At 73.5% G+C, this 26,217-nt stretch carries 22 protein-coding genes; 13 read left to right on the top strand and 9 right to left on the bottom strand.

What is annotated here, in order from left to right; genetic code table 11:
• Nucleotides 1-297: 297 nt before the first annotated feature.
• Nucleotides 298-2,622, top strand: coding sequence for a protein translocase subunit SecD (secD, locus tag ACFWZ5_RS25340; RefSeq protein WP_384800101.1), 2,325 nt, complete (start codon nt 298-300; stop codon nt 2,620-2,622).
• A gap of 49 nt (nt 2,623-2,671) precedes the next feature.
• Here the strand turns inward: secD and ACFWZ5_RS25335 are convergent, their stop codons facing one another.
• A complete protein-coding gene (locus tag ACFWZ5_RS25335) occupies nt 2,672-4,003 on the bottom strand; it encodes a M64 family metallopeptidase (RefSeq protein ID WP_384800104.1) in 1,332 nt (443 codons plus the stop codon).
• 222 nt (nt 4,004-4,225) lie between these two features.
• Here ACFWZ5_RS25335 and ACFWZ5_RS25330 point away from each other — a divergent pair, with 222 nt between their 5' ends.
• Entirely contained in the window at nt 4,226-5,629 is a 1,404-nt protein-coding gene (locus ACFWZ5_RS25330) for a helix-turn-helix domain-containing protein (protein WP_384891282.1), read from the top strand.
• A 7-nt stretch (nt 5,630-5,636) separates the two neighbouring features.
• Here ACFWZ5_RS25330 and ACFWZ5_RS25325 read toward each other — a convergent pair whose 3' ends face one another.
• The 4 genes from ACFWZ5_RS25325 to ACFWZ5_RS25310 all read right to left on the bottom strand — a co-directional run bounded on the left by ACFWZ5_RS25325 (nt 5,637) and on the right by ACFWZ5_RS25310 (nt 9,952).
• Entirely contained in the window at nt 5,637-6,455 is an 819-nt protein-coding gene (locus tag ACFWZ5_RS25325) for a GntR family transcriptional regulator (protein ID WP_384787988.1), read from the bottom strand.
• Between the two features lie 169 nt (nt 6,456-6,624).
• Nucleotides 6,625-9,027 carry an ATP-binding cassette domain-containing protein gene (locus tag ACFWZ5_RS25320; RefSeq protein ID WP_384787991.1) on the bottom strand — a complete coding sequence of 801 codons (2,403 nt, stop codon included), beginning with the start codon at nt 9,025-9,027 and terminating at the stop codon, nt 6,625-6,627.
• 60 nt (nt 9,028-9,087) lie between these two features.
• Complete coding sequence (locus ACFWZ5_RS25315) at nt 9,088-9,504, bottom strand: VOC family protein (RefSeq protein WP_384787994.1); 417 nt, start codon at nt 9,502-9,504, stop codon at nt 9,088-9,090.
• Between the two features lie 10 nt (nt 9,505-9,514).
• On the bottom strand, nt 9,515-9,952 hold the full coding sequence (locus ACFWZ5_RS25310) for a helix-turn-helix transcriptional regulator (protein WP_384787997.1): 438 nt from the start codon (nt 9,950-9,952) through the stop codon (nt 9,515-9,517).
• Nucleotides 9,953-10,215: 263 nt separating this feature from the next.
• Here ACFWZ5_RS25310 and ACFWZ5_RS25305 point away from each other — a divergent pair, with 263 nt between their 5' ends.
• Complete coding sequence (locus tag ACFWZ5_RS25305; RefSeq protein ID WP_384788000.1) at nt 10,216-11,238, top strand: cation diffusion facilitator family transporter; 1,023 nt, start codon at nt 10,216-10,218, stop codon at nt 11,236-11,238.
• A 23-nt stretch (nt 11,239-11,261) separates the two neighbouring features.
• Here the strand turns inward: ACFWZ5_RS25305 and ACFWZ5_RS25300 are convergent, their stop codons facing one another.
• From ACFWZ5_RS25300 to ACFWZ5_RS25290, 3 genes are all read right to left on the bottom strand, one after another.
• On the bottom strand, nt 11,262-11,894 hold the full coding sequence (locus ACFWZ5_RS25300) for a histidine phosphatase family protein (RefSeq protein WP_384788003.1): 633 nt from the start codon (nt 11,892-11,894) through the stop codon (nt 11,262-11,264).
• 160 nt (nt 11,895-12,054) lie between these two features.
• Complete coding sequence (locus ACFWZ5_RS25295) at nt 12,055-12,687, bottom strand: LysE family transporter (RefSeq protein ID WP_384788232.1); 633 nt, start codon at nt 12,685-12,687, stop codon at nt 12,055-12,057.
• Nucleotides 12,688-12,900: 213 nt separating this feature from the next.
• Nucleotides 12,901-13,434, bottom strand: a complete 534-nt coding sequence (locus ACFWZ5_RS25290; RefSeq protein WP_384788006.1) for a DUF4232 domain-containing protein — start codon at nt 13,432-13,434, stop codon at nt 12,901-12,903.
• 224 nt (nt 13,435-13,658) lie between these two features.
• On the opposite strand from ACFWZ5_RS25290, the gene ACFWZ5_RS25285 reads away from it, so the two are divergent.
• The 10 genes from ACFWZ5_RS25285 to ACFWZ5_RS25240 all read left to right on the top strand — a co-directional run bounded on the left by ACFWZ5_RS25285 (nt 13,659) and on the right by ACFWZ5_RS25240 (nt 25,455).
• Nucleotides 13,659-14,666, top strand: a complete 1,008-nt coding sequence (locus ACFWZ5_RS25285; RefSeq protein ID WP_384788009.1) for a hypothetical protein — start codon at nt 13,659-13,661, stop codon at nt 14,664-14,666.
• Nucleotides 14,667-14,714: 48 nt separating this feature from the next.
• Nucleotides 14,715-16,091, top strand: a complete 1,377-nt coding sequence (locus ACFWZ5_RS25280; protein WP_384788012.1) for an ABC transporter substrate-binding protein — start codon at nt 14,715-14,717, stop codon at nt 16,089-16,091.
• 5 nt (nt 16,092-16,096) lie between these two features.
• Complete coding sequence (locus ACFWZ5_RS25275; protein ID WP_384788235.1) at nt 16,097-17,083, top strand: carbohydrate ABC transporter permease; 987 nt, start codon at nt 16,097-16,099, stop codon at nt 17,081-17,083.
• 10 nt (nt 17,084-17,093) lie between these two features.
• Nucleotides 17,094-17,906 carry a carbohydrate ABC transporter permease gene (locus ACFWZ5_RS25270; RefSeq protein WP_384788015.1) on the top strand — a complete coding sequence of 271 codons (813 nt, stop codon included), beginning with the start codon at nt 17,094-17,096 and terminating at the stop codon, nt 17,904-17,906.
• A 30-nt stretch (nt 17,907-17,936) separates the two neighbouring features.
• Nucleotides 17,937-21,119 (top strand): alpha-mannosidase, encoded by a 3,183-nt coding sequence (locus ACFWZ5_RS25265; RefSeq protein ID WP_384788018.1) that lies wholly within the window; start codon nt 17,937-17,939, stop codon nt 21,117-21,119.
• 21 nt (nt 21,120-21,140) lie between these two features.
• Nucleotides 21,141-22,835: a class I mannose-6-phosphate isomerase gene (locus ACFWZ5_RS25260; RefSeq protein ID WP_384788021.1), complete on the top strand. Its 1,695-nt coding sequence runs from the start codon at nt 21,141-21,143 to the stop codon at nt 22,833-22,835.
• On the top strand, nt 22,832-23,704 hold the full coding sequence (locus ACFWZ5_RS25255; protein ID WP_384788024.1) for an ROK family protein: 873 nt from the start codon (nt 22,832-22,834) through the stop codon (nt 23,702-23,704). Before ACFWZ5_RS25260 ends, ACFWZ5_RS25255 begins: the two co-directional genes overlap by 4 nt.
• A gap of 43 nt (nt 23,705-23,747) precedes the next feature.
• Nucleotides 23,748-24,797: a LacI family DNA-binding transcriptional regulator gene (locus ACFWZ5_RS25250; protein ID WP_384788027.1), complete on the top strand. Its 1,050-nt coding sequence runs from the start codon at nt 23,748-23,750 to the stop codon at nt 24,795-24,797.
• A gap of 151 nt (nt 24,798-24,948) precedes the next feature.
• Nucleotides 24,949-25,149: a hypothetical protein gene (locus tag ACFWZ5_RS25245; RefSeq protein WP_384788030.1), complete on the top strand. Its 201-nt coding sequence runs from the start codon at nt 24,949-24,951 to the stop codon at nt 25,147-25,149.
• 42 nt (nt 25,150-25,191) lie between these two features.
• Entirely contained in the window at nt 25,192-25,455 is a 264-nt protein-coding gene (locus ACFWZ5_RS25240; protein ID WP_384788033.1) for a hypothetical protein, read from the top strand.
• A gap of 69 nt (nt 25,456-25,524) precedes the next feature.
• Here ACFWZ5_RS25240 and ACFWZ5_RS25235 read toward each other — a convergent pair whose 3' ends face one another.
• Entirely contained in the window at nt 25,525-26,217 is a 693-nt protein-coding gene (locus ACFWZ5_RS25235) for a B3/4 domain-containing protein (protein WP_384788036.1), read from the bottom strand.

The raw sequence follows: 26,217 nt of genomic DNA, 5'->3' as shown, positions 1-26,217 counted from the left end.
GGCGGAAACCCCCCACCGGCCCGCAGCCGGGCCCGATACGCCTCCGGGCCCCCCCCCCCCGGGCGGGGGGCCCGGCGCCCCCCCCCCGGGGGCGGGGCGCCCCGCCGCAGCGATGGAGCAACGGAACGCTCACGGACGCCGCCTGACGGGCACGCACCACACCCGCAACGCCCCGGGCGCCGCTCCGCCCTTCGTCATGCCTTCATCGTGAACTCGTGACGCCGTGACCTCGCGCCGCCATGCCTGCGCCTGCGCGCGCCCGCGTGAGCTCACGGCCCGTGGATGTGGAGAACTCCCATGCCCCGCGCGCCCTTGTGGCGGGCGATCGTCGCGCTCGTCGCCGTCGCCGCCTCGCTGTATCTCGCCCTCACCCAGTCCCCGCGCCTCGGCCTCGACCTGAGAGGCGGCACCCAGATCGTCCTGGAGACCAAGGACTCACCCACCGTCAAGGCCGACGCCGAGGCCACGAGCCGGGCCGTCGAAGTGCTGCGCCAGCGCGTCGACGCCCTCGGCGTGGCCGAGCCGAGCCTCGCCAAGTCCGGTGACCGGCGCATCATCGTCGAGCTGCCCGGGGTGCGCGACCCCCGGGAGGCCGCCGAAGTCATCGGCCGCACCGCGCAACTGACCGTGCACCCCGTCGTCGGGCAGAGCGAGACACCCGGCAGGGCCGCGCCCGCCGCCGACGGCTCGCGCACCCTGCCCGACCCGGACCGTCCCGGGGGCCGGCTGAAGCTCGGCCCGACCGTGCTCACCGGCGACGGCGTCAAGGACGCCAAGGCGGCCCTCGACCAGCAGACCCTGTCGGGCTGGTACGTCACCCTCGACTTCCGGGGCGGCGCCGGGAAGGACTGGGCCCACGTCACCGGCGAGGCGGCCTGCGCGCCCCAGGGCGCACCGGAGCGGCGCGTCGCCATCGTCCTCGACGGCAAGGTCATCTCGGCGCCGGCCGTCAACGGCGACGTGCCGTGCGGGACCGGCATCACCGGCGGCAGCACCCAGATCACCGGCAACTTCGACGAGGGGGAGGCCCGCGACCTGGCCGCGCTCGTCAAGGGCGGCGCCCTGCCGGTGCCCGTCGACGTCGTCGAACAGCGCACGGTGGGCCCGACGCTGGGTGCCGCCGCCATCGAGGCGAGCACCCAGGCCGCGCTCATCGGCCTCGCCCTGACCGGCCTGTTCATCATCGTCGTCTACCGGCTCCTTGGTGCCCTCGCCACCCTCGCGCTGATCGCGTACGGCGTCATGTCGTACGCGGCGCTCCTCGCCGTGGGCGCCACCCTCACGCTGCCGGGCCTCGCCGGGTTCGTCCTCGCCATCGGCATGGCGGTCGACGCCAACGTCCTGGTCTTCGAGCGGGCGCGGGAGGACTATCTCGGGGTCCGCTCCACCAACTTGGCCAAGCCGCTGCACACCGGCTTCACCAAGGCCTGGAGCGCCGTCATCGACTCGAACGTCACGACGCTGCTCGCGGCGGGACTCCTGTTCTTCTTCGCGACCGGGCCCGTGAAGGGCTTCGGCGTGACCCTGTCCATCGGCGTCCTGGTGTCGATGGTCTCGTCGTTCGTCGTCACCAGGGCGCTCGCCGAGTTCGCCGTGCGCCGACGCTTCGTACAGCGGCGGCCGCGGCTCACCGGCATCGCCGCCACCGGGCGGATCCGTGCGCTGCTCGCCCGCCGCGACCCGCGGATCGTGCAGCACCGGCGGCGCTGGCTCGGCGCGAGCGCGCTCCTGGTGGCGGTGGCGATCGCCGGGATCGCCGTCCGGGGTCTGGACTGGGGCGTGGAGTTCACCGGCGGACGCCTCGTCGAGTACAGCACCAGCCAGCGCGTCGACGCCGACACCGCGCGCGAGGCCGTCGCGGACGCCGGGTTCCCGCAGGCCGTGGTCCAGGAGTCCGGCGACGACGACATCACCGTACGCACCGGGAAGATCAGCGACGGCGAACAGCGGGAGATCAAGGAGGCCCTGGCCGAACGCGGCGGCGACGTCAGCGTCGTGCGCGACGAGATGATCGGCCCCAGCATCGGCGACGAGCTGCGGCACAAGGCGCTCGTCGCGCTCGGCATCGCGGTCGCCGCCCAGCTGATCTATCTGAGCGTCCGGTTCCGCTGGACGTTCGCGACGGCGGCGGTCGCGGCGATGGTGCACGACGTGCTGCTCGTGGTCGGCCTGTTCGCCTGGCTCGGCAAGACCGTCGACAGCGTCTTCCTCGCCGCCGTGCTCACGGTCATCGGCTACTCCGTCAACGACACGGTGGTGGTCTTCGACCGGATCCGCGAGGCCCGCCGCCGCGATCCGCGGGCCGACCTGGCCACGCTCGCGAACAAGGCCGTCGTCCGGACGCTGCCGCGCACCGTGAACACGGGCATGGGCGCGCTGTTCGTCCTGGCGGCCCTCGCCGTGCTCGGCGGCGACTCGCTCGCGGACTTCTCCGTCGCCCTGATCGCGGGCGTCGTCCTCGGCATGGTGTCGACGGTGTCCGTGGCGACGCCCGCGGCCGTGCTGCTCGAACAGCGCAGTCCCGCGCCGCCGACCGGCCGCCGTCAGCGCGCCGACCGGCGCGGCGCCGCGAGCCCGCTGGAGGCGAGGAGGCGGGCGCAGGACTCCGGAGCCGTCGTCTGACGGCACAGCCCCCTGGGCCCGGCCGGAGCCGGGCCCAGGGGAGCGGGCCTCAGCGCACGACGCGCCAACTGAGCGTCTTGGTGAGGAGCCCCCGCACCTGCGGGTCTCGGACCTTGTCCGTCACGTCCGTCGCGCGCACCGACACCGTGTGCCCCCGGCCGTCCGCCGGGACGCCGAGGGCGCGCGGCGTGACGCTCGCCGCGTCGCGGCCCTTCTTCGTCGCGCGGCCGTCGACGTACCAGCGCAGCCGGACGCCGTCGCCCGCCGCGACGGTGATGCGCTGCTTGCGGCGCACCTCGCTGCCGTCGGGCGTGGTGCTGGTGGCGACCGTCGCGTGCCGGTGGAAGCCCGCGATCATCGCCTCGCGCCCGGGCGAGTTGAACTCGCGGCCGAGCGTCCGCATGATCGAGTTGTCGGTGGGCCGGTAGAGGCCGCGCGGGTAGTAGCCGCCGCCCTCGTACGCGCCGACGGTGCCGCCGTCCGGGGACTGCTGGCCGATCCAGCGGTACCACTTCTTCTTCTGCGCCGTCAGCTGCGCCGCCGTGAGCTTGCTGATGTTGGACTCCCACGGCTCGGCGCCCGTGTACGTGCCGTACTCGTCGTACCAGTACTCGTCCGCCAGCTTGCCGAGCGAGTGGCCCGTCTCGTGGACGACGACCTGCGAGGACTTGGCGTGGTCGGAGGAGGCGGTGGCGATGCCGTCGTAGCCGGAGGGCGAGGTGATGTCGTTGTAGCCCGCGCCGCCGTACTTCGTGGAGTTCGCGAGGACGATCACCAGGTCGGGGTCGGCGGCCTTGCTCGCGTACGCCTCGACCTTGTTGGTGTCGACGCAGAGCAGCCGCTCGATGTTGTCGCAGTAGAAGTTCGAGCCGAGCGCGGTGTCCTTGCGGACGTTGCTCGTCGGGTCTCCCGAGACACCCGACTGGCGCGAGTGGGCGTCCACCGCCCACACGTTGAAGAGGTTCTTGTACGAGGCGTAGGGCTCGACCGCGGACACCTCAGCCCACTTGGCGCGCACGTCGGCGTGGAAGTCCTCCTGCTGGGCCGAGGTGTAGCCGTCGCCGATGAAGACGACGTCGGCCTTGGACTCCACGGGGCCGTTCCGGACGATCGGCACCACGTCCCCGTCGCCCGCGATCGCCGACCGCTCCGTGCGGGACAGCGCGTCGGACGCGGGGACCTCGGTGTGCCGGGGGTGGCCGTCGCGGCCGAAGTACTCGACGTGCTGCCGCGAACGGGCCGACGGGTCGGGGTCGGGGTCGGCGGCGGTGGCGCCGCCAGCCGCGGCGAGGGACGCCGCGAGGGCGACGCCCGCGGCCAGGGAGATCTGGAGTCGCGTACGTCTGGTACGCCCGGCTATGCCGGAATTTTCGCTCCGCATGGGGGGTCCTCCCGAAGTCCGCCATTTAAGTGGCGGGTTAAACCGAATTAATGCGCGGCTCAACGTAGAGGGTGGTGGGGAGCGAGGCAATGGTTTGAGCCAAGTTGTTCAAGGGACGGGTGAGTTGGGGGTGGGTTCACGCCACGGGCGAACCCGTACGGCCTCTATCCAAGGCGTCGTCCATGGACTTAGCTCAGGGCCGTGACCTACGGAGGGGGAGAGGTGGCGGAGAACAGTCCCGAGGGCGCGCGGCTCGACGACCCGGCCGAAATCGGCCGCCGCGTGCTGCGGCTGCGCACCGAACGAGGCCTGACACAGCGGCAGGTGGCGGAGCCGGCCTACACACCCGCGTACGTCTCCACACTGGAGTCCGGCAAGGTGCGGCCCTCCGAAGCGGCCCTCAGGCACCTCGCGGAGCGGCTCGGCGTCGGCTACGAGGAGCTGGTCACCGGCCGCCCGGCCCACCTCGCCACGGACCTCAGGCTGCGGCTCACCGACGCCCGCCGCGCCCTCGCCACCGGCGCGCCCGAGGACGCGGCGGCCGTCTTCCGCGCCCTCCACGACGAGGCCGCCGAGCACGCGCTGGTGGCGGAGCGGGCCGCCGCGCTCCAGGGCCTCGGCGACTGCCTCCTCGAATCCGGTGAACTCCACCCCGCCCGCGAGGCCTTCGCCGCCGTCGAGCGGCTCCTCGCCGACGAGCCGCTGCCCCGCCGCGTCCCCGCCATCCGCGGCCGCGCCACCGCCCACCTGCTCACCGGCGAACTGCGGTACGCCTGCTACCTCCTGGAGACCACCCTCGACGAGCTCAACGCCTCGGGCCTGCACGACCCCGACGCCCTGCTGCTCCTCTACACGGCGTCCATCGCCCCGTACATGGACATGGGAGCGCACGCGCGCGCCGCCCACGCCGCCGAGCTCGCCCTCGCCCTGGCCCCGCGCGTCAGCGACCCGGCCCTGGTCGCCGGCATGCACCGCGGTGTCGCCCGCACCCTGATCGCCGAGGGCCGCACCGCCGAGGCCGACGCGTCGCTCGCCAAGGCGCAGGAGCTCTACCAGCAGCTGCACATCCGCACCGAACTCGCCCACTGCCACTGGATGCGCGGCTACGTCCACGCCCAGGACGGCGACCTGGAGGGCGCCGAGAGCGAGTTGCGCACCGCCCGCGACATGCTCGCCTCCAAGCGCGCGGCGCTCTTCACCGAGCAGGTCGAGGTCGAGCTCGCGGACGTCCTCAGGCGCCGCGGCAAGGCCCACGAGGCGGAGGCGCTGCTGCGGCCGCTGCTCACCTCCGGCGCGTCCGACGGCCCCGAGGAGGCGGCGGCCGGCGCGCTCGGCGCCGAGCGCGGCGCGGTGCACGCGGGCGGCGCCCACCGCCTGCTCGGCCTGATCGCCGAGGAGCGCGGCGACACCGAAACCGCCGAGGAGCACTACTGCGCCGCCCTGTCCCTCCTCGAACGCTCCAGCGCGGCGGGCGACCTGGCCGACCTGTGCCGCCTCCTCGGCGACCTGCTCCGCCGCACCGGCCGCGTCGAGGCCGCCCTCGACGCCTACCGCACCGGCCTCGGCCACCGCGCGGCCCCGGGCACCACGACCCTCGGCCCGGCCCCCGCGACGCCGCCGATGTAGCGGCCCGCTACGCGTCCTGGACGTCGCCCGTGGCCGACGACGCGACCGGCTCCGGGTCCGTGAGGTCGCCCGGTGGGACGCCGGGGGTGGCAGGCGAGGTGGGGGTGAGGACGATGCGCGAGACGACGCGGTAGCGGTCGCCGCGGTAGAGGGAGTGGACGTACTCGACGGGCCGGCCCGCGGTGTCCGTGGTGAGGCGTTCGCAGAGCAGCGCGGGGGACAGCTCCGGCACCTGGAGAAGACGGGCCTCGGCACGGGTGGCGACGGTCGGCTCGAACGTCTGCACCGCCTCGCGCACCCGCACGTCGTGCCGCTCGCGCAAGTGCGCGTACAGGTCGCCCTCCGCGAGGTCCCGCGCGGACAGGCCGGGGACGAGCCCGGCCCTGAGGTGCAGATGCTCGACGGCCAGCGGGGCGCCGTCGACCAGGCGGAGCCGCGCCGCGTACACGATGTCCGCCGAGGGCGGCATCCGCAGCTTGCGGCCCACCCGCGCGCCCGCGGGGGCCGTGGTGAACGCGAGCAGACGGCTCGTCCAGGACCCGGCCGCCCGCGGCACCGTCAGCGCCTGGGGCTCCGACACGAGTTCCTGGGTGATCTTCTCCGGCGCGACGAACATGCCGCGGCCGTGCTCGCGCACGAGCAGGCCCGCCGCCACCAGTTCGTCGACCGCCGCCCGCAGCGTCGGCCGGGACACGCCGAGGCGGGCGCACAGGGAGCGCTCGGAGGGGATGCCGTCCCCGGCGCGGCGCGACTCGATCAGCTCCAGGACGAAGTCCCGCACGCGCTCCCTCTTGAGCACGGACCCTGGTGCACGGATGTCAGCCATCACGCCCCGCCCTCACCTCGGCCAGTTGCCGCGCCGGGGTGGCCGCGCGGGACGCACCGGCACGGTGCAGTGTACTCGCGCACCTTCGCCGAGTCCCCTGTCAACTACGGCGCGATGTACGGGAGTTGGCCTTACGGGTGGGGTCGATGCCGAGCCCGCGTGGCGGGCGTCAGGCGCCCACGTAGTCCGCGAGGTGCTCGCCGGTCAAGGTGGCGCGGGCGGCGACGAGGTCCGCGGGGGTGCCCTCGAAGACGATCCGGCCGCCGTCGTGGCCCGCGCCGGGGCCGAGGTCGACGATCCAGTCGGCGTGCGCCATGACCGCCGGGTGGTGCTCGACGACGATGACGGACTTCCCGGCGTCGACCAGGCGGTCGAGGAGCCCGAGCAGCTGCTCCACATCGGCGAGGTGCAGGCCGGTGGTCGGCTCGTCCAGTACGAGGACCTGGGGGGCGCCGCCCTTGTCGGCCATGTGCGTGGCCAGCTTGAGGCGTTGGCGCTCGCCGCCGGAGAGGGTGGTGAGCGGCTGGCCGAGCGTGAGGTAGCCGAGCCCGACGTCCGCGAGCCGCCGCAGGACCTTGTGGGCCGCGGGCGTGCGCGCCTCGCCGTCGGCGAAGAACTCCTCGGCCTCGGTCACCGACATCGCGAGCACCTCGCTGATGTCGCGGCCGCCGAGGTGGTGGTCGAGGACCGACGCCTCGAACCGCTTCCCCTCGCACTCCTCGCAGACGGTGGCGACGCCCGCCATCATCGCCAGGTCGGTGTAGATGACCCCGGCGCCGTTGCAGTGCGGGCAGGCGCCCTCGGAGTTGGCGCTGAACAGCGCGGGCTTCACGCCGTTGGCCTTGGCGAAGGCCTTGCGGATCGGGTCGAGCAGGCCCGTGTACGTCGCCGGGTTGCTGCGCCGGGAGCCGCGGATCGCGCCCTGGTCGACCGACACCACGTCCTCGTCGGCGGGCATCGACGCGTGCACGAGCGAGCTCTTGCCGGAGCCCGCGACGCCGGTGACCACGGTCAGCACCCCGAGCGGGATGTCCACGTCGACGTCCTGGAGGTTGTGCGCCGTCGCGCCGCGGATCTTCAGCGCGCCGGTGGGCTCGCGCACCGTCTCCTTGACCGTGGCCCGGTCGTCGAGATGGCGGCCGGTGACGGTGCCGGACGCCCGCAGGCCGTCGACGTCGCCCTCGAAGCAGACGGCGCCGCCCGCCGTGCCGGCGCCGGGGCCCAGGTCGACGACGTGCTCGGCGATCGCGATCGTCTGCGGCTTGTGCTCCACGACGAGCACCGTGTTGCCCTTGTCCCGCAGGCGCAGGAGCAGGTTGTTCATCCGCTGGATGTCGTGGGGGTGCAGGCCCGTGGTGGGCTCGTCGAAGACGTACGTGACGTCGGTGAGCGAGGAGCCGAGGTGACGGATCATCTTGACGCGCTGCGCCTCGCCGCCCGAGAGCGTGCCCGAGGGGCGGTCGAGCGCCAGATAGCCGAGGCCGATCTCCACGAACGAGTCGAGGGTCCCCTGGAGCGCGGTGAGCAGCGGCGCCACCGAGGGCGCCTTGAGGCCGCGGACCCACTCGGCCAGGTCGCGGATCTCCATCGCGCAGGCGTCGGCGATGCTGATCCGCTTGATCTTCGACGACCTGGCCCCCTCGCTGAGCCGGGTGCCGTCGCACTCGGGGCAGGTGGTGAAGGTGACGGCCCGCTCCACGAACGCCCGGACGTGCGGCTGCATCGCCTCCTTGTCCTTGGAGAGGAACGACTTCTGGATCTTGGGGATCAGGCCCTCGTAGGTGAGGTTGACGCCGTTGACCTTGACCTTGGTCGGCTCGCCGTAGAGGAAGTCCCGCAGCTCCTTCTTGGTGAACCTGCGGATCGGCTTGTCCGGGTCGAGGAAGCCGGACTGGGCGTAGAGCCCCACGGTCCACACGTTGTCCGACTTCCAGCCGGGGATGGTGAACGCGCCCTCGGCGATCGACTTGGAGTCGTCGTAGAGCTGGGTGAGGTCGATGTCGGAGACCGTGCCCCGGCCCTCGCAGCGGTTGCACATGCCGCCGGTGCGCTCGTACGTCGCCTTCTCGGCCTTCGTCCTTGCGCCGCGCTGGACGGTGATCGCGCCGCTCGCCCGCACCGACGCGGTGTTGAAGGAGTACGCGCTGGGCGGGCCGATGTGCGGCTTGCCGAGCCGGCTGAAGAGGATGCGCAGCATCGCGTTGGCGTCGGTGGCGGTGCCGACCGTGGAGCGGGGGTCGGACCCCATCCGCTGCTGGTCGACGATGATCGCGGTGGTGAGCCCGTCGAGCACGTCGACCTCGGGCCGCGCGAGGGACGGCATGAAGCCCTGCACGAAGGAGCTGTACGTCTCGTTGATGAGCCGCTGCGACTCCGCGGCGATCGTGTCGAACACCAGCGAGCTCTTGCCCGAGCCCGAGACGCCCGTGAAGACCGTCAGGCGGCGCTTCGGGATCTCGATGCTGACGTCCTTGAGGTTGTTCACCCGCGCCCCGTGCACGCGGATCAGATCGTGGCTGTCGGCGGCGTGCGGAGCGGACGACCGCCGGTCCGCTCTTCTGGCCATGCTCATCGTGTCTCTATCCGTGAGATCTGTCGGTCGGGCCCGGTCCAGTATCGGTGGGAGCGGGGCTCACTGCTTGCGGTACTGGGTGAAGCGCAGCATGTTCCCCGACGGGTCGCGGAAGGCGCAGTCGCGGACGCCGTAGGGCTGGTCGACCGGTTCCTGGAGCACCTCGCCGCCCGCGGCGCGGATGCGCTCGAAGGTGGCGTCGCAGTCCTCGGTGGCGAACAGGACGCCGCGCAGCAGGCCCTTCGCGAGGAGCTCCGCCATGGCCTGCCGGTCGGCGGCGGAGGCGTTCGGGTCGGCGAGCGGCGGTTCGAGGACGATGTTCACGTCGGGCTGCGCCGGTGAGCCGACGGTCACCCAGCGCATCCCCTCGAACCCGACGTCGTCGCGCACCTCGAGGCCGAGGACGTCGCGGTAGAAGCCGAGCGCCGCGTCGTGGTCGTCGACGGCGATGAAGCAGGTCGAAAGCTTGATGTCCATGCGTTTCACGCTACGGGCGGGGGTCGGATCCCGCTTCTCCATTCCTGACCGACCTGGCCGACCTGACCGGGCGCGTGTAGATCTTGGCGACGCAGGCCGGAACGGCGGCGCCCTCGTCGTGGGGTCGGGCCCGGTACGCGCTCGGGCTCTCGCCGACGAGCTCGGTGAACCGGGAGCTGAACGACCCGAGCGACGTACAGCCGACCGCGAAGCAGACCTCCGTGACCGACAGGTCACCGCGCCGCAGCAGCGCCTTGGCCCGCTCGATGCGGCGCGTCATCAGATAGCTGTACGGCGTCTCGCCGAACGCGGCGCGGAAGCTGCGGGAGAAGTGGCCCGCCGACATGTGGGCGAAGCGCGCGAGAGCGGGCACGTCGAGCGGGTTCGCGTACTCGCGGTCCATCAGGTCACGGGCCCGGCGCAGCCGGACGAGGTCGTCCAATTCCACCGGATCACCATCCCACGGACCCGGGCCCGACGGGACCGCCGAGGCCGAGGAGCGCGAGGGCGCCCGCCGAGCGGGCAGCGCAAGGGAATTACCGAAAGTGCGGGGATAAATGCCTCCCGGAAGTCGCCGAAGTCGCTGAAGTAGTCGAAGTCGCCCGGAGTCGGTATTGAAAACCGTCACCGGTGCAGCCTTTGCGGGCATCGCGAAACTGCGCTTAAATTCCGGGCGTTGGCCGTCGGAACACCACCTGGGGGGAATTCTCAGTGGGGCACGCGCACACGCACCACCACGGGCACGACCACGAGGCAGGAGGCCATGCCGGGCACAGTCACGGTGTCTCGGCGGACACCGACAGGCGCTGGCTTTCCCTCGCGCTCGTATTGATTGGCGTTTTCATTTGCGTGGAGACCGTGATTGCCTTCATGGCCGGTTCTCTCGCATTGTTGTCGGACGCCGTGCACATGCTCACGGACGCTTTCTCCATCGTCCTCGCCCTCGTCGCGATGCGGCTCGCGGCACGGCCCGCCAAGGGCACGTACACCTTCGGCCTCAAGCGCGTCGAGATTCTCTCCGCGCAGGCCAACGGGCTCACGCTGCTGCTCGCCGCGGGCTGGCTCGGCTACGAGGCCGTGGCGCGGCTCATGCACCCGCCGGAGGTCACCGGCTGGATGGTGCTCACCACCGCGCTCACCGGCGTGGCCGTCAACCTCGCCGCCACCTGGTGCCTCTCCAAGGCCAACCGCGCCTCGCTGAACGTCGAGGGCGCCTACCAGCACATCCTGAACGACCTGTTCGCGTTCATCGGCACCGCCATCGCCGGTGTCATCGTCATGACCACGGGCTTCGCGCGCGCCGACACCATCGCCACGCTCTTCGTCGTCGTCCTGATGGTCAAGGCGGGCTGCGGCCTCCTGCGCGACTCGGGCCGCATCCTCCTGGAGGCGGCGCCCGCGGGGCTCGACCCGGACGCGATAGGGGACAGGCTCGCGGCCTCCCCCGCCGTGGCGGAGGTCCACGACCTGCACATCTGGACCATCACCTCCGGCGAACCCGCCCTGTCCGCGCACGTCATGGTCGAGCCCGGCGGCGACTGCCACACCGTCCGGCGCGACCTGGACAAGCTCCTCGTCGACACGTACGGCCTCACGCACACCACCCTGCAGATCGACCACGAGGACCAGCCGCCGCTCACCGTCGGCGAGCCCGCCCGGGCCGGGGCAGGGCCGAGCCGCCACTGCGCGAGCGGCCACGGCCCGACCCACCGCAGCGAGCCGCACGCGCGCTGAGGCCCGGTGGGCCGTGCCGCCGGTCAGACGTGGAGTTCGGCGGGCAGGCCCGTCCAGCGGAGGGCGGGCGGCAGGTGCCCGGTGTCGTTGTAGAGCAGCAGCGACGCCGGGCGGTCGGGCGCGTAGCGGATCACGGTCAGGCCGGCGTGGGCGTGGTTGAGGCCGAGCCAGCGCCACGGCGGGGCGTCGAGCGCGGCGCGCACGAACCAGCCGATCAGGAAGGCGTGGGTGACGACGAGCTCGTGGCGCGGCTCGGGGCCCGCGACCGGGCCGGCGAAGCGGTCGAGCGCCGCCCGCGCGAGTGCGGCGCCGCGCTCCGGCTCGGCCACCGTGAGCCGCGCGAGGCGGTCAAGCACGGTGTCGGCGGAGTCCTGCGGGAGCTCGTCGCGGGTCGGCAGGTGCGGGAAGTAGTCCCCGGCGGCCGCGTGCGGCAGCGGTCGGGCCGGGGCGGTCGGGCCGAGCCGGGCGTGGACGAGGTGGGCGGTCAGGGCGGCGCGGGGGAGCGGGCCGTGGGTGATCCGCGTGAGCGGGGTCTCCCGCAGTCGCTCGCCGAGGAGCGCGGCCTGACGGCGGCCGGTGTCGGTGAGCTCGGACTCGTCCGGCGAGGGCTCGGCGTGCCGGGCGAGGTAGAGGTAGCGGGTGGCGGTTCCGGTCATGGGTTCGGCCGTCTCCTCGGTGGGGCGGGGGCCGCTCGGGATGATCGTCGCGGTGTGCGGGGGGACGCGGGCACGGCCGGGGCGGTTCCGGCACCGGGAGGTGACGGGTTGCGGCGCGGGTACGGCGTACGGCCTCACCGCGCGCGTACGACGGCTGACCTCACGGTGCCGACACCAGCAGCTGCACCGCGAGCGCCGTGATCACCGTGCTGGACGCCAGGGCCGTGACGAGACGGCCGCGGCGGCCCGTCAGGGCCCGCCCGAGGAGCGCGCCGCCACCGGCGATCAACAGCTGCCAGCTGGCGGACGCCGCGAGGGCGGCGAGCGTGAACACCGCCTTGCCGACGGGGTCCGCCGCCGCGCCGGACCGGCTGCCGACGACGAGGGCCGCGAAGTAGATGACCGTGGTGGGGTTGAGCAGGGTGATGCCGAGGAAGGTGCCGTACGCGCGGGCCGGGGTCGGCACGCCGTCGTCGCGCGGCGCGAGCGCGTCCGGCTCCCGGTGGTGGCGTACCGCCGTCACGGCGGCGCGCACCGCCAGGACGACGAGGACACCGGCGGAAATCCAGCGCAGGGGGCCCATGAGCGGGGCGACGACGGGTGCCGCGGCCGCGCTCGCGACCACGGCCACCAGCGCGTACAGGCCGTCGGCGGTGGCGACGCCGAGGGCGGCGCAGGCTCCGGTCCGCCACGACGTGCGGGCGGTGAGCGCCACCAGATAGGCCGCGACCGGGCCGACCGGCATGGCGATGCCGTACCCGGCGACGAGCCCCGCGACCAGGTGGCCGGTCATCGCGGCGGCGGCGTCGGCCTCCACCGGGGCCCGGGCTGCTGTCGGCCGCGCGCCGAACGGTCGGCGGAGGCGGCGAGCAGCGGGGCGGGCGTCGTGGGGAAGGACATGATCCGAGCTTGTTGCCCGGGCGGGTGCCCGGGCAACTGGATTTACGAGCGGCGGCCCGGCCGGACGCGGGGCACAGACCGAGCCGTGAACCGTCCGGCGGAGCCGTCAGCGCGTGGCGTGCTCCAGCGCCGCGTCCGCCTTCGCCCGCGACGGCTGCCACCACGTGGTGACCGGCTCCCACACGCGCACGCCCTGCGGCAGCCCCAGCTTGTCGTCCGTGAACTGCCGTCCCCGGTGCGAGGGGTCGCCCGCGACGGTCACGAAGTCCACGAGGCGGGCGTCGGTGTCGCCGGGGTCGGCGACGGTGCGGACGGCCGCGTACGCGGTGCGGCCCGCGCCGACGCGGTACGGGGCGCTCTCGGTGGCCGGGACCGGCTGGGCGGCGCCGTCGAGCGCGCCGAAGGTGACGGTCGGGATGCGGTCGACGACGCAGGTCCGGTCGCCGCGGTTGGTGACGCTGACGCGGAGCACACCGGGCTTGTCGGCGGCGGACGCCTTCACGGTGAGGGCGGACTCCTTGCAGGTCGCCGTGCGGGCGGCGGAGCCGGTGGGCTGCGCTCCGGCGGTGGGGGCGAGCGCGAGGAGCGTGGCGGTGGCGCCTGCCGTGGCCGTGAGCGCGAGGAGGGTGCGGGTGCGCATGGTGCGGATTCCCTTGTTCGGCGGTGCTTTCGGCGTTGCCTTGATGACCCACGGGACGGCCGTCTGGTTGCACGAGTGCCGGGAGTTCGGGTGAGTCCGTGGGGGCAGGGCTCCTCCGCCGCGCGGGGGAGGCGCGTGCCCTCACGGGCGGATGTGGCCGGGCCGGTCGGCGTTCGAGGGTGGATTCCTGTCACTGGACGTACGGGCCGTACGGGGGAGTTCGCGTGGAGCGCTGGGACCGGGTGGGGCGGTGTGCCGGATACGCCGGGGCGCTGGCACTGTCGCCGTATCTGTTGATCAAGGTCTCGTGGGTAGTGGGTTCGCTGCTCGGCCTGGTGGCGATCGGGGACGGCTTCAGCCTGGCCGGGTGGGTGCTCCTGAACACGGTCACGATCGGGATGGCGGGCATCGGGATCGCCCTGTCGCTCGCCCTCGTACGGCCGTGGGGGATGCGGATACCGGGGTGGCTGGTGGGGTTCTGCTCCTGGACGGGGGCGGGGTTCCTCGTGGCGGTCCTGCCGTACGCCGTCGTCACCGCGCTGCTCGACGCCGCGCCGGACGATTCGGGCGGCGGGAGTGACGATCCGGCCATGCCGGGCTGGGAGGCGGCACTGGTCCAGATCGGCTTCGTGGGGATGGGACTCGGGCTCGCCGTCGCGCTCCCGGCCCATCTGCGGCGACGCTGGCCGGACGCGTTCGCCGGGCGGGTCGGCGACAGCGCCCGCGGGGCCGATGGGGGCGACACCGGGTGGGGAAGAGTGCCGTGGCCGGCCGTCGTCGCGGCCGCGGTCGGCCTGGCCTGGCTGTACTGGGCGGTCGGCGGCACCCTCGGCATCGTGCACCCGGATGAGCGGACCACGGAAGGAGCCCTGCTCACCGGCCTGGGCGCGCTCTGGGCCCTCGTCGGCGCCGCCGCCGTCCGGACGCTCGCCCTGGCCCGGCCCGCCCGGCTGCCCCGGTGGCTGCCGCTGGCGCTCGGCTGGATCGGTTCGGGCTCGCTCTTCGCGTGGAGCGCCTGGCGGCTGCCGCTCACCGTGTTCGTGGCGGTCACCGAGCCCGCCGACGTCGTCCCGCCGGAGAACCCCACGGTCGCCGTGGTGCTGCACCTGGCCGCCGTGGTGGCCGGGGTCGGCATGGTGCGGACGCTGCTCGCGGCCCGCCCAACTCCCCATGTGTCTCGGTCCCTTGACAAGCGCGCCGGGCGCGAGGAGTCTCCAAGACGCTCGTGTTAACGCTAACACCGGTTCGGACACACCCGGGAACGCACCTGGGGGCCACCCATGTCAGGCACCACGCAGCCCACCGGCACCACGCCGGGTGCCAGCACCACACAGCCCACCGGCAACATGCAGCCCACCGGCACCACACCACGTACCGGCACCACACGCCCCGCCCTCCCCCGCCGCACCCTCCTCACCGCGGCGGCCGCCGGAGCGCTCGCCACCGCCTGCGGCACCGCCGAGGGCCAACCGCCCGGCAAGGTCGCCGTGTTCGGGGACAGCGCCGCCTGGGAGGCCCCGATGAAGGCGGCCGGTGACGCGCTGCACACGGTGGCGGGGCTGCGCCTGGTCCCCGAGGTCAACCCGTCCCTGGAGTCGTTCGAGCAGGTCGTCAAGTCCTCGCTCAGGACCAGGAAGACCCCGGACATGCTCAAGTACTGGTCGGGCTACCGCCTGAAGGACCTGGCCCGCACCGGCGGCATCGTCGACCTCACCGGCCAGTGGGACGCCGCCGTCCGCAGGGGCTGGGTCGACCGCTCGCTGCGTGCGGCGTTCACGCACCGGGGCCGCGTCTACGGCCTGCCGATGAACCTCGCGTACTGGGTGTTCTTCTACAACCCCGAAGTGTTCGCGGACCACGGCCTTCGGCGCCCGCGCACCTGGGACGACTTCCTGTCCGTGTGCGGGCGCCTGAAGCGCAACAGGATCACCCCGCTGCACGGCACGGCCGACGGCCGCTGGCCCTCCTTCATCTGGTTCCAGGAGATCCTCAGCCGCCAGGACCCCCGGTTCTACGACGACTTGATGAACGGCCGCGCGCGCTACACCGACCCGCGCGCCGAACGCGCCCTGCGCACCCTCGTCTCCTTCTTCGACAGGGACTGGTTCACGCCCATGGACACGAACCACCCCGACGCCGCCGCGGCCGTCGTGCACGGCAAGCTCGGCATGGTGCCCTGCGGCACCTGGCTCGGCTCCACCTTCGTGGCCGCGAGCGGCAAGCCCGGCAAGAACGTGGACGCCTTCGTGCTGCCCATGGCCGATCCCGGGGCCCGCCCCAGCGTGATCTTCGAGTCCAGCGCCCTGGTCGCCACCGTCAAGGGCCCCGACCGCACCGAGGCCGTCCGGGCGACCCGGAACTGGCTGCACCCGGCGGTGATGAAGGCCTTCTCGACCACCCTCCAGGACGGCTGCCCCAACCCGAAGGTCCCGCCCGCCAACCCGGTCGTCGCGAGCCTGGCCGAGAAGGTCCGCGGCGACCGCCTGTGGCTGCTCAACCGGTTCTGGGAGCAGGGCCCGCCCGAGCTCGTCGAGGCGACCGTCGACGACCTCGCCGGGTTCCTCCTGAACCCGTCCTCGTACCGGAAGGTGCTGCGCACCATGCAGGACCGTGCCGACGAGGCGTGGAAGGTGTGGCGGGAGGCGGCCGAGACATGACCGAGATGGTGACCCCCGCCGGCACGCCCGCACGCCCGGCCGGGACGACGGGCGGCAAGCCCCGCCGCGTACGCCGCCGCGTACCCCTCCGCACCCCCCACCGGGCCGCGCGCCCGAGCGCCCGGCTCGGCGGGCCCCTCGCCGCGCTGCCCTGGGCGCTGCCCGCCTGCGTGTTCGTCGGCGTCCTGCTCGTGTACCCGTTCTTCCGCAGCGTGTACGGCAGCTTCTTCGAGGACAACGGCTTCACAAGGAGATTCACCGGCATCGACAACTACACGCGGCTCGCCGACGACCCCATCTTCGGCCGGTCGCTGCTCAACACCCTGATGTGGGTGGCGGGGACGCTGCTCCTGCCCGTCCTCGCCGGGCTGCTCATCGCGGTCGCCACGCACCGCGTCCGCTTCGGCGGGCTCGCGCAGATGGTGATCGTGCTGCCCTTCGCGCTCTCCCCGGCCGCCACCGCCGTCCTGTGGAACTTCATGCTGACCTCCGACGGCGCCGTCAACCAGGTCCTGCGCGGCGTCGGCCTCGACTCCTGGGCGCAGACCTGGCTCCTGGAGTGGCCGCAGAACACCCTGGCCCTCATCGTCGCGGGCACCTGGCAGGCGACGGGCCTGAACGTCGTGCTCTTCGCGATCGGCCTGCGGGCGATCCCGCGGGACACCGTCGAGGCGGCCCAGCTGGACGGGGCGTCCGGCTGGCGGATGTTCCGCCACATCACGCTGCCACAGCTGCGCGCCGTCACCGTCGTGGTGGTCGGCATGGCCGTCGTCAACAGCCTGAAGGCCTTCGACATGATCTGGATCCTCACCCAGGGCGGCCCGTCCCGCTCCTCCGAGACGCTCGCCCTGACCATGTACCGCGAGACGTTCCGCCTGTTCCACGTGGGCTACGGCTCGGCGATCGCGCTGGTCCTCTCGGTGATCGTCGTCGCTTCGTCGTGGCTGTACCTGCGCCGTCAGATGCCCGACACCGGCTGGGCGAAGAGCTGAGGGGGCCGTGATGGGACGTTTCGTACGGCCGGTGTTCGTCGGCGGATGCGTCGTGCTCTGGCTCATCCCGCTGTACCTCCTCGTCGTCAACGCCCTGACGCCGGTGGACGAGTACGCGGGCGAGCCCGACTGGACCCTCCAGGGCTTCGCGCTCGTCGACAACGTCGAGGAGGCCTGGGACAAGGCAGGGATCGGCGACAGCTTCCAGGCCTCGCTCCTGTACGCCGTGGTGTGCGGCCTCGTCGCCGTGCTCGTCGCGGCCATGGCGGCGTTCGCCGTGGTCGTCCTGCCGATCCCGCGGCCCGCGTTCTGGTTCTGGCTGATCTACTCCGGGACGCTGTTCCCGCTGCAGATCTTCCTCGCGCCGCTGTTCGGCCTGTACGCCGACGCCAACCTGTACGACACCCGGCTCGGCCTGATGCTCGTGTACGTCGCCTGGGCGGTGCCGTTCGCGTTCTTCCTGATCCGCAACCAGATGACCACGATGCCGCCGGAGCTGACCGAGGCCGCCCTCATCGACGGCGCGTCCTTCACCCGGATCTTCTGGCGCATCCACGTACCGCTGATGCGGGCGGGCCTGGGCGCCGCCTTCATCTTCCAGTTCACGGCCGTCTGGAACGACCTGCTGCTCGGCATCACGCTCAGCCGCAGCGGCGACGTCCAGCCGGTGATGGCCGCCCTGACCACCCTCAAGAACTCCTACGCGTCGAGCGGACCGCCGGTGATCCTCGCCGGGGCGCTCGTCGTGTCCGTGCCCACGCTCCTGCTGTTCCTGGTGTTCCGCGGCCTGTTCCTGCGCGGCATCACCGCCTCCGCCCGCTGACCGATCCGTACGAGCTCCGGGAGACGCCGCATGACCACACGGGCCCTGGTCCGCACCAGCGACTGGGACAACGACCGCATCCGCGCCAGCCTCCGCTCCGGCGTGGTCACCGCCGAGGGCACCCTGAACGACCGGGCGCTGAGGCTGACCGAGGAGCCCCTGATGCGGTACGCGGACGACGGCACGCTGCTGCAGTCGGTGCGGGTCGAGCCCGTCAACGGCTCCCCCGTGCCGGAGGGGTTGGAGGTGCGCACGGAGTCGGGGGCGGCGGTGCGGGCGGAGCGCGTCGCGGGGCCCGGGGGCTCGGTGCGGCTCCTGCTGCCCGCCGTGGACGAGCCCACGCGGGTCCTTGTCGGCGTGCCCGGCGGGACCGGCATCGAGGTGCCGCTGACTCCGCAGCGCAAGTGGACCGTCCACCTGGTGCACCACTCCCACCTCGACATCGGCTACACCGACCCCCAGGGGCAGGTCCTGGGCGAGCACCTGTCGTTCCTGGACTCCTGCCTCGAACTGACCCGGGCCACCGACGACTGGCCGACCGAGTCCCAGTTCCGGTGGTGCGTCGAGTCGCTGTGGTCCTTCGAGCAGTGGGCCGCGGCGCGCCCCGCGGAGCAGGTCGAGGAGCTGATGCGCCGGGTGGGGGAGGGGCGCATCGAGCTGACGGCGCTGCCGTTCAACCTGCACACCGAGACCTGCTCCACGGACGAACTGCACGAACTCCTGCGCTTGGCACGGGACGTACGCGAGCGGTACGGCGTCACCCTCACCTCCGCGATGCAGACCGACGTGCCCGGCGCCGTCGTCGGCCTCGTCGACGCCCTCGCCGCCGCGGGCGTGAAGTACCTGTCCGTGGCCCACAACTGGGCAGGACGGTCCGTGCCGCACCTGGTCGGCGGGGAGAAGCTGCCCCGCCTGTTCCGCTGGCGGGCGCCCAGCGGCAACAGCGTCCTGGTGTGGGTCACCGACACCCCGCACGGGCTCGCGTACATGGAAGGCCCGCTGCTCGGCTTCGACACCGCGTACGGGGACGTCGACGACCTGCTGCCCGCCTATCTGACGTCGCTCGCCACCCACCCCTACCCCTATCGGGGCGGCATCTTCGGCTGGGCCATGGACCAGGCGGACGTCAAGCGCGAACCGTACCCCTGGGACGTGCTCCACCTGCGCGTCCAGGGCAAGTTCGGCGACAACGCGCCGCCGCGCCGCATCATCGCCGACACCGTGCGCCGCTGGAACGACACCTGGGCCTATCCGCGCCTCAGGCTCTCCCGCAACGAGGACTTCTTCCGCGACGCCGAAGCCAGGCTCGGCGCGGAGATCCGCACCTTCGAGGGCGACTGGACGGACTGGTGGGTCGACGGCGTGGGCGCGGGGGCCAGGCCGCTGTCCCTGGCCCGCACCGCGCAGTCCGTGGTCGCCGACGCCCAGACCATCGGCGTGTTCGCGTCCCTCCTCGACGCCACGGGGGCCGAGGAGGACACGCGGGACGCCGCCGCGGTCTACGAAGCGGTGTCGCTGTTCGACGAGCACACCTGGGGCGCCGGCGACCCATGGACCCACGGCGACGAAGGAGGGCACTCCGGAGAGCACCAGTGGCACTGGAAGTACGGGCAGGCCCTGCGCGCCCACGACGACGGCCAGGCGCTGCTGCACCGCGCGAGCGCCCGCCTCGGCCAGCGGCTCACCGCGTCACCTGGCGCCCTGGCGACGTACCACGTGGTCAACACCTGCTCCTGGCCGCGCACCGACGTCGTACGGATCTTCCTGCCGGAGAGCAGCGCCCCGCTCGACGAGGCGGTCGCCGTGCACGACGCGCGGGACGGGCACCGGCTCACCCACGAGGAGCGGCCCCAGGCCAACGACGACCACCGGGACGCCGGGCGGTTCCTCCTCGTGCGCGTCGACGACGTGCCGCCCGCCGGGTCGGTGCGCCTGGACGTCAGGGCCGACGCGGCGGGCGCCGCCGAGCGGGCGGACGCCACCGTCGTGAAGGCGGCCACCGGCTGGAACCCCACCGGCGGCACCGAGCGCGAGGACCCCGCCGAGACCGCGGCCCACGCGGCGGCACACCCCGACCCGACGCTCCTGGAGAACGAACACTTCGCCGTCCGCGTCGACCTGGCGCAGGCCTGCGTCGCCTCGGTGATCGACAAGGCGACGGGGCGCGACCTGGTCCGCCCGGACGCCGTCGTCGGCTTCAACGGCTACGTCCACGACAGCTACACCACCGCAGGCGCCTTCAACCACAACTCCAGCCGCACCACGGCCTCCGACCGCCTGGAACACCTCGGCCGCCGCGCCGTCGCACCGCCCGCCGCCCTCATCGCCCGGCACTCCACGGCAACCGCGGAGACGATCACGTACGAGACCCGCCCCGCGGGCGCCAACCGGCTGCGCGTCACCCTGACCTTGCCGCGCGGCGTGCCACGGCTCGACATCGAGAACCGTCTGGACAAGGACCGCACCCTCGGCAAGGAGAGCGCCTACTTCGCGTTCCCCTTCGCCTTCGACCACCCCGTGGTCCGCATGGAGGCGTCCGGCGGCGTCACCGGCACCGGACTGCCGGTGGTGCCAGGATCCGCCCTGCACATGCGGGCCGTACGCCGCTGGGTCACCCTGGAGGACGAGAACCTGTCGGTGGCCTGGTCCACGCAGGACGCGCCGCTCGTGCAGTTCGGCAACATCGCGCTGCCCTACGCCCCGTTCCCCAAGACGATGGGCCACGACGAGCCCGCCACGGTCTTCTCCTGGATCCACAACAACCTGTGGGACACCAACTTCCCCAGCGAGCAGGGCTTCGAGTTCACCTTCCGCTACAGCGTCGCCTGCGCCCCGACCGTGGTCGGTCTCGGGCTCGGACCGCGCACGGCGGCGGCCTGGAGCAGGCCACTCAGGGCGGTGCGGGCCCGGGGCGCCTCGGGAGCGGCCCGGGCCTCGCACTCCTTCGCCGAGCTCGGCGACGCCAGGGTGCGGCTCGTGGGGATGACCGCTCCGCGGCCGGGCGAGGTGCTCCTGCGGCTCCAGTCGTTCGCCCAGGAGCCGGTGGACTGCCCCGTCCGGGTGCGCTTCCCGGTGGCCGCCGCGCACCGGGCGGACTACCTGGGCACCGTCGGCGACGGGCGCACCCGTGCGGAACTGGCGTGCAGGGAAGGCGAGGTGACCGCCGGCATTCCTCCTTTAGGGACGACAGCCGTGCTTTTCGTCCGTCCCTGAACCCCGCACGAAGGAGCCCGTGTGTACGCGCTCGACCCGCGTTACGGCCCGGCGCCGGGGGCCGTGATGGTCACCGGCTGGCGCGCCGTGGCCGCACAGCTGCCCGCCTCCCCGACGACCGTGGCCGTGGAGGGGCCGCCGACCGCCGACTTCGACCTCCTCGCCGCCCGCCTCACCGAGGAACTCACCGCCGCGGGCGTCCCGGTGCGCACACTCGACGTCCGCGCGCACTACGCGCCCCCGCACGCCGTGCGCCACCGCACCGACGACGGCGCCGCCGACCCGTACTACTGCCGGCTCGCCGAGGCCCCCTTTCGCGCCCTGTTCGACGCGCTCCCGCAGGCGGAGCGGCCCGGCGACGCCCTGCTCCTCGTGTACGGGCCCGGCGCCGCGCTCGTCCCGCACGACGCGCTCTGGTACGCCGACGTGCCCAAGCGGCACGCGGAGGCCGCCGTCGTCGCGGGCACCGGGCGGAACCTGGGGCTTCCCGGCGAACCGGCCGACCTGAGACGCCTGTTCTACATCGACTGGCCGATGCTCGACCGCCACCGCGACGCCCTCGCCCCGCGCGTCGACGCCTGGCTCGACGTACAGGAACCCGACCGGCCCACGTACCTGGACGGCGCGGGCCTGCGCGCGACCCTCGCCGGCCTCGCCCGCCGCCCCGTGCGGACCCGGCCCTACTTCAACTCCACGCCGTGGGGCGGCCACTGGGCCCAGCGCACCCTCGGCTTCGCCCCGGCCGCCCGCAACACCGCGCTCGGCTACGAGCTGATCGCGCCCGAGGCGGGCGTCCTGATCGGGCCGGGACCCGACCGACAGGCCGAGATCCCCTTCCAGCTCCTGTGCGTCCTGCACCCGCACGCGTTCCTGGGCCCGGACGTCCACGCCCGGTTCGGCACGTCCTTCCCCATCCGCTTCGACTACCTCGACACCGTCGACGGCGGCAACCTGTCGGTGCACTGCCACCCACGGGAGCCGTACATGCGCGAGCGGTTCGGCTGGGCCTACACCCAGCACGAGACGTACTACCTGACCGTCGGCGGCCCCGGGGCGCGGGTCTTCCTCGGCCTGCGCGAGGACGCCGACCTCGACCTGTTCCGCAAGGAGGTCGAGGAGGCGGCGCGGGACGGGGTGCCGATGGACCCCGAGGACCACGTCCTGACGTTCCCGGCCGAACAGGGCCGCCTCTTCATGATCCCGGCGGGCACCCCGCACGCCAGCGGCGCGGGCAACCTGGTCCTGGAGATCAGCGCGACACCGTACCTGTACAGCCTGCGCTTCTACGACTGGCTGCGCCTCGACGCCGACGGCCGGCCGCGCCAGCTCCCCTACGAGCACGGCCTGGCGAACCTGGAGACCGGGCGCCGCGGCGATGCCGTCGCCCGCGACCTGATCCAGGAGCCGAGGACCCTGCGCGGCGGCGCCGGATGGCGCGAGGAACGCATCGGCGCCCTCGACGAGATGTTCTACGAGGTACGCCGCTACGTCCTGGACGCGGGCGCCGTCGCCGCCGACGACACGGACGGGCGCTTCCACGTCCTGAACGTCGTCGAGGGCGAGGGCGTGGAGGTGCGCACGGCCGCCGGGGACCGCCATCCGCTGTCGTACGCGGAGACGCTGACGGTGCCCGCGGCGGTCGGCGCCTACCGGATCGTCGCGCGGGGCGGTCCCGTGAAGGTCGTCAAGGCGCTGGTCCGCGGCGCCGCCGCATGAGAGCCGTCCTGGAACTCGGCGGCACCCATGTGACGGCGGCACTCGTCGAGACGGGCCGGGGCCGTGCGCCGGGCCGCGCCCGGGTGCTGCGCCGCGTGCGCCGTGACGTGGACGCGCGCGGCACCGCCGAGCACGTCCTCGGCACGGTGGTCCGCTGCGCCACGGACCTGGACGCGGCGGCGGGCTCGGCGTGGGGCGTGGCCGTGCCGGGGCCCTTCGACTACGACAAGGGCATCGCCCGCTTCGAGGGCGTCGGCAAGTTCGACGACCTGTACGGGATCGACGTGGGCTCGGTGCTGCGCGACGGCGTCTGGCCGCGGCCCGCGGGCGTCGTCTTCCTCAACGACGCGCACGCCTTCGCGCTCGGCGAGTGGCACGCGGGCGCCGCGCGCGGACACCGGCGGTGCGTCGGCATCACCCTGGGCACGGGTGTGGGCTCCGCCTTCCTCGCGGACGGCGCCGTGTGCCGGGACGGTCCCGGCGTGCCGCCGCTGGGCCGGATCGACCTGGCCGAGGCGGACGGCCGCCCCCTGGAGGACGTGGTGTCGCGGCGGGCGCTCCTCGCACGCTACGGCGACCCGGGCGTGGACGTGCGGGACATCGCCGCGCGGGCCCGGGCGGGCGAGGCGCGCGCGGCCCGGGTCGTCGACGAGGCCCTGACGGCCCTGGGGCGCGTACTCGCCCCGCTCGTGGGGGACTTCGGCGCCACGGCGCTCGTGGTGGGCGGCGGCATGGCCGGGTCCTGGGACGTGGTCGGGCCCGCGCTGCGCGCCGGTCTGGGGGATACTCCGGTCAGGCTGTGCGCGGGGGCGCTCGGTGCGGACGCGGGGTTGGTGGGGGCGGCGGTGTACGCGGGTGGGGAGCGCTGAGACCGCGTACTCCCGGACGTGACTGGGAAAGGAAGGCGTCACCATGCCCGCATCCCCTCGTGACCCCAGGAGCGGTCAGCCCACGCTGCGGGACGTCGCCGAGCGGGCCGAGGTCAGCGCGATGACCGCGTCACGCGTGCTGCGCGACGACCCGCGGGTGCTGCCCGCGACCCGCGACCGGGTCCGCGCGGCCGCCGCCGCGCTCGGCTACCGGCCCAACGAGGTGGCCCGCAGCCTCCGCCTCGGACGCGGCACCGGCCTGGTCGGCCTCGTCGTCACCAACCTCGCCAACCCCTTCTACTCCCGGCTCGCCCTGGGCGTCGACTCCGTGGTCGCGGGCGACGGTCTGAAGACGGTCATCGGCAACACCCGGCAGGACCTGGAGCACGAACGGGACCTGGTCGCCGACCTCGTCGCCCGGCGCGTGGACGGCATCATCGCCGTGCCCGCCGGGTCCGACCACCGCCACCTCGCGGCGGCCGCCGCCGACGGCGTCCCGGTGGTGCTCGCCAGCCGTCCGCCCGAGGACTTCGCCGCCGACTGCGTCCTGGTCGACGACTTCGGCGGCGCCCGCGACGCCACGGCCCGCCTCGTCGCGCTCGGCCACCACCGCATCGGCTTCCTCGGCTCACCGCCCGCGGTCCACACCGGCACCGAGCGCCTGCGGGGCTACCGCGCCGCCCTCGCCGCCGGGGGCCGCACGGCCGACGAACGCCTGGTGCGCCAGGGCCAGAGCCAGACCCATGAGGCCGAGCGCGCCGCCGCCGAGCTCCTGGCCCTGCCCGACCCGCCGACGGCGCTGTTCTGCTCCAACAACCGCAACACCATAGGAGCGTTCCGCGCCATCCGCGCGGCCCGCACCGACACCGCCCTCGCGGGCTTCGACGACTTCGAGCTCGCCGACGCGCTCGGCCTGCCGCTCACCCTCGTCGCGTACGACAGTGACGAACTCGGGCGTGCGGCGGGGCGGTTGCTGGTCGAGCGGATGCGGACGACGCGGGCGATGCGGGCCGGGGCGGCCGCGGCGGTCGTCGTGGCGGAGGGGGCGCGGCGGGTGGTGCTGCCGACGAGCCTGGTGGAGTACGGCCGCTGACCACCGGTGACCGCCAGTGAAGTTCGGCGGTGACTCCGGCATATGAGGATGGCGGCTTATCGCTGTGGACGAAAGCGATTCCGCGGCAGGACGATGCCTGCGCCCGGCCGCCCCGACCCGCGGCCGGGGCGTCACGGGAAGGGGGACGTGGGTGAGCAGCACGCAGGCAGGGGACGGTGCCCCGAGGGTGGCCGCCGCCGGGCAGGACGAGCCGGCCGAGCAGGGCGTGGCCCCGCTCAGGGCGTCGGTGGCCGACGACGACCAGGCCGCGGACGCGGGCGGCCAGGCCGCCGCGGCGCCCCAGGTGCGCGAGGCCGAGGACGACGACGAAGTCCGGGCCGACGCGGTCTGAGCGGAACACAGCGCGGAATTCAGCCAGTGGGAGGGGTAGGCAGTGAGCACAGTCATCCGGCGCGTCTTCAACGGCAGGGGACGCGGCAGCTTCGTCCAGCCCATCAACTCGCCCGTCGCCTTCAGGACCAGCAGCATCGTCGCGTCGATCACGGAAGTGGACGGCAGCGGGAACCCGTTCGTCGGGGCCGCGCGGATGACCGTGCACAACGTGGCCGCGCGGGACGGGCAGTACGTCATCTGGGTCAACATCGAATGGGGCGACGACCTGAACTACCGCCTGACGGTCCTGGTCAGCAACGACTGAGCCGCGCGGCGCCGAACGGCTTCCGCGCGGCCTTCGTCAGACAGCGGCTTTCGTCAGCAGCGGGCTTCGTCAACAGGTGAACCGGGGCGCCGACGGGCCGAGCACCGCCGACGTCGGCGTGACCGGCCAGACGGTGCGCAGCGCCTGGGTGAGGGACGTGACGAGACGGGTCATGTCCTCGTACGCGCAGTCGTGCAGCGCCTCGGAGACGATCAGGACGTCCGACGTGGCCTCCCGCACCGCCGAGTAGCCGCTCTGCCGGTTGGTCCACCGTCGGGCGTGGGCCCGGCGCTCGTCGTCGACGAAGACGACCTCACGGGTGTCGGGCCGCTCGATGTCGCCGGCGAACGTCTCGTACGCCTCGTCCCCTTCGGCGTACCGCACTTCGAGGTTCCCGGACACGCGGGACAGGTCGAGGGCGGCGACGGGGATGCCGTACGCGAGCGACACGGCGTTGCACAGGTCGATGAGCGGGTGGATGCGCGGCAGCGAGCCCTCCTTGCGGAAGCGCCGGAGCAGCGCCTCGGACGCGCACCGGTACTGGGTGGGCTTGAGCCCCATCGCCGAGAACGCCCGCCGCCAGGCCTGGACCTCGGGCAGCTGGGCCTCCGTGGTGCCGGACAGGCGGGACGCTGCCGTCGCGTTGAACTCGGCGACCGGGCCGTCGACGACGGCGTCCGGGGTGATGCCCTTGACGTGGATCACGCCGGGGACGAGGGCGGGGAAGTCCTGCCACACGGTGCTGGAGTGCTGGAAGTACAC

The sequence above is a fragment of the Streptomyces sp. NPDC059003 genome (assembly GCF_042740445.1).
In the GTDB taxonomy this organism is placed as follows: Bacteria; Actinomycetota; Actinomycetes; order Streptomycetales; family Streptomycetaceae; genus Streptomyces.
The sequence above is the reverse complement of the archived record's forward strand: the minus strand, read 5'-3'. Positions and strand labels throughout refer to the sequence as shown.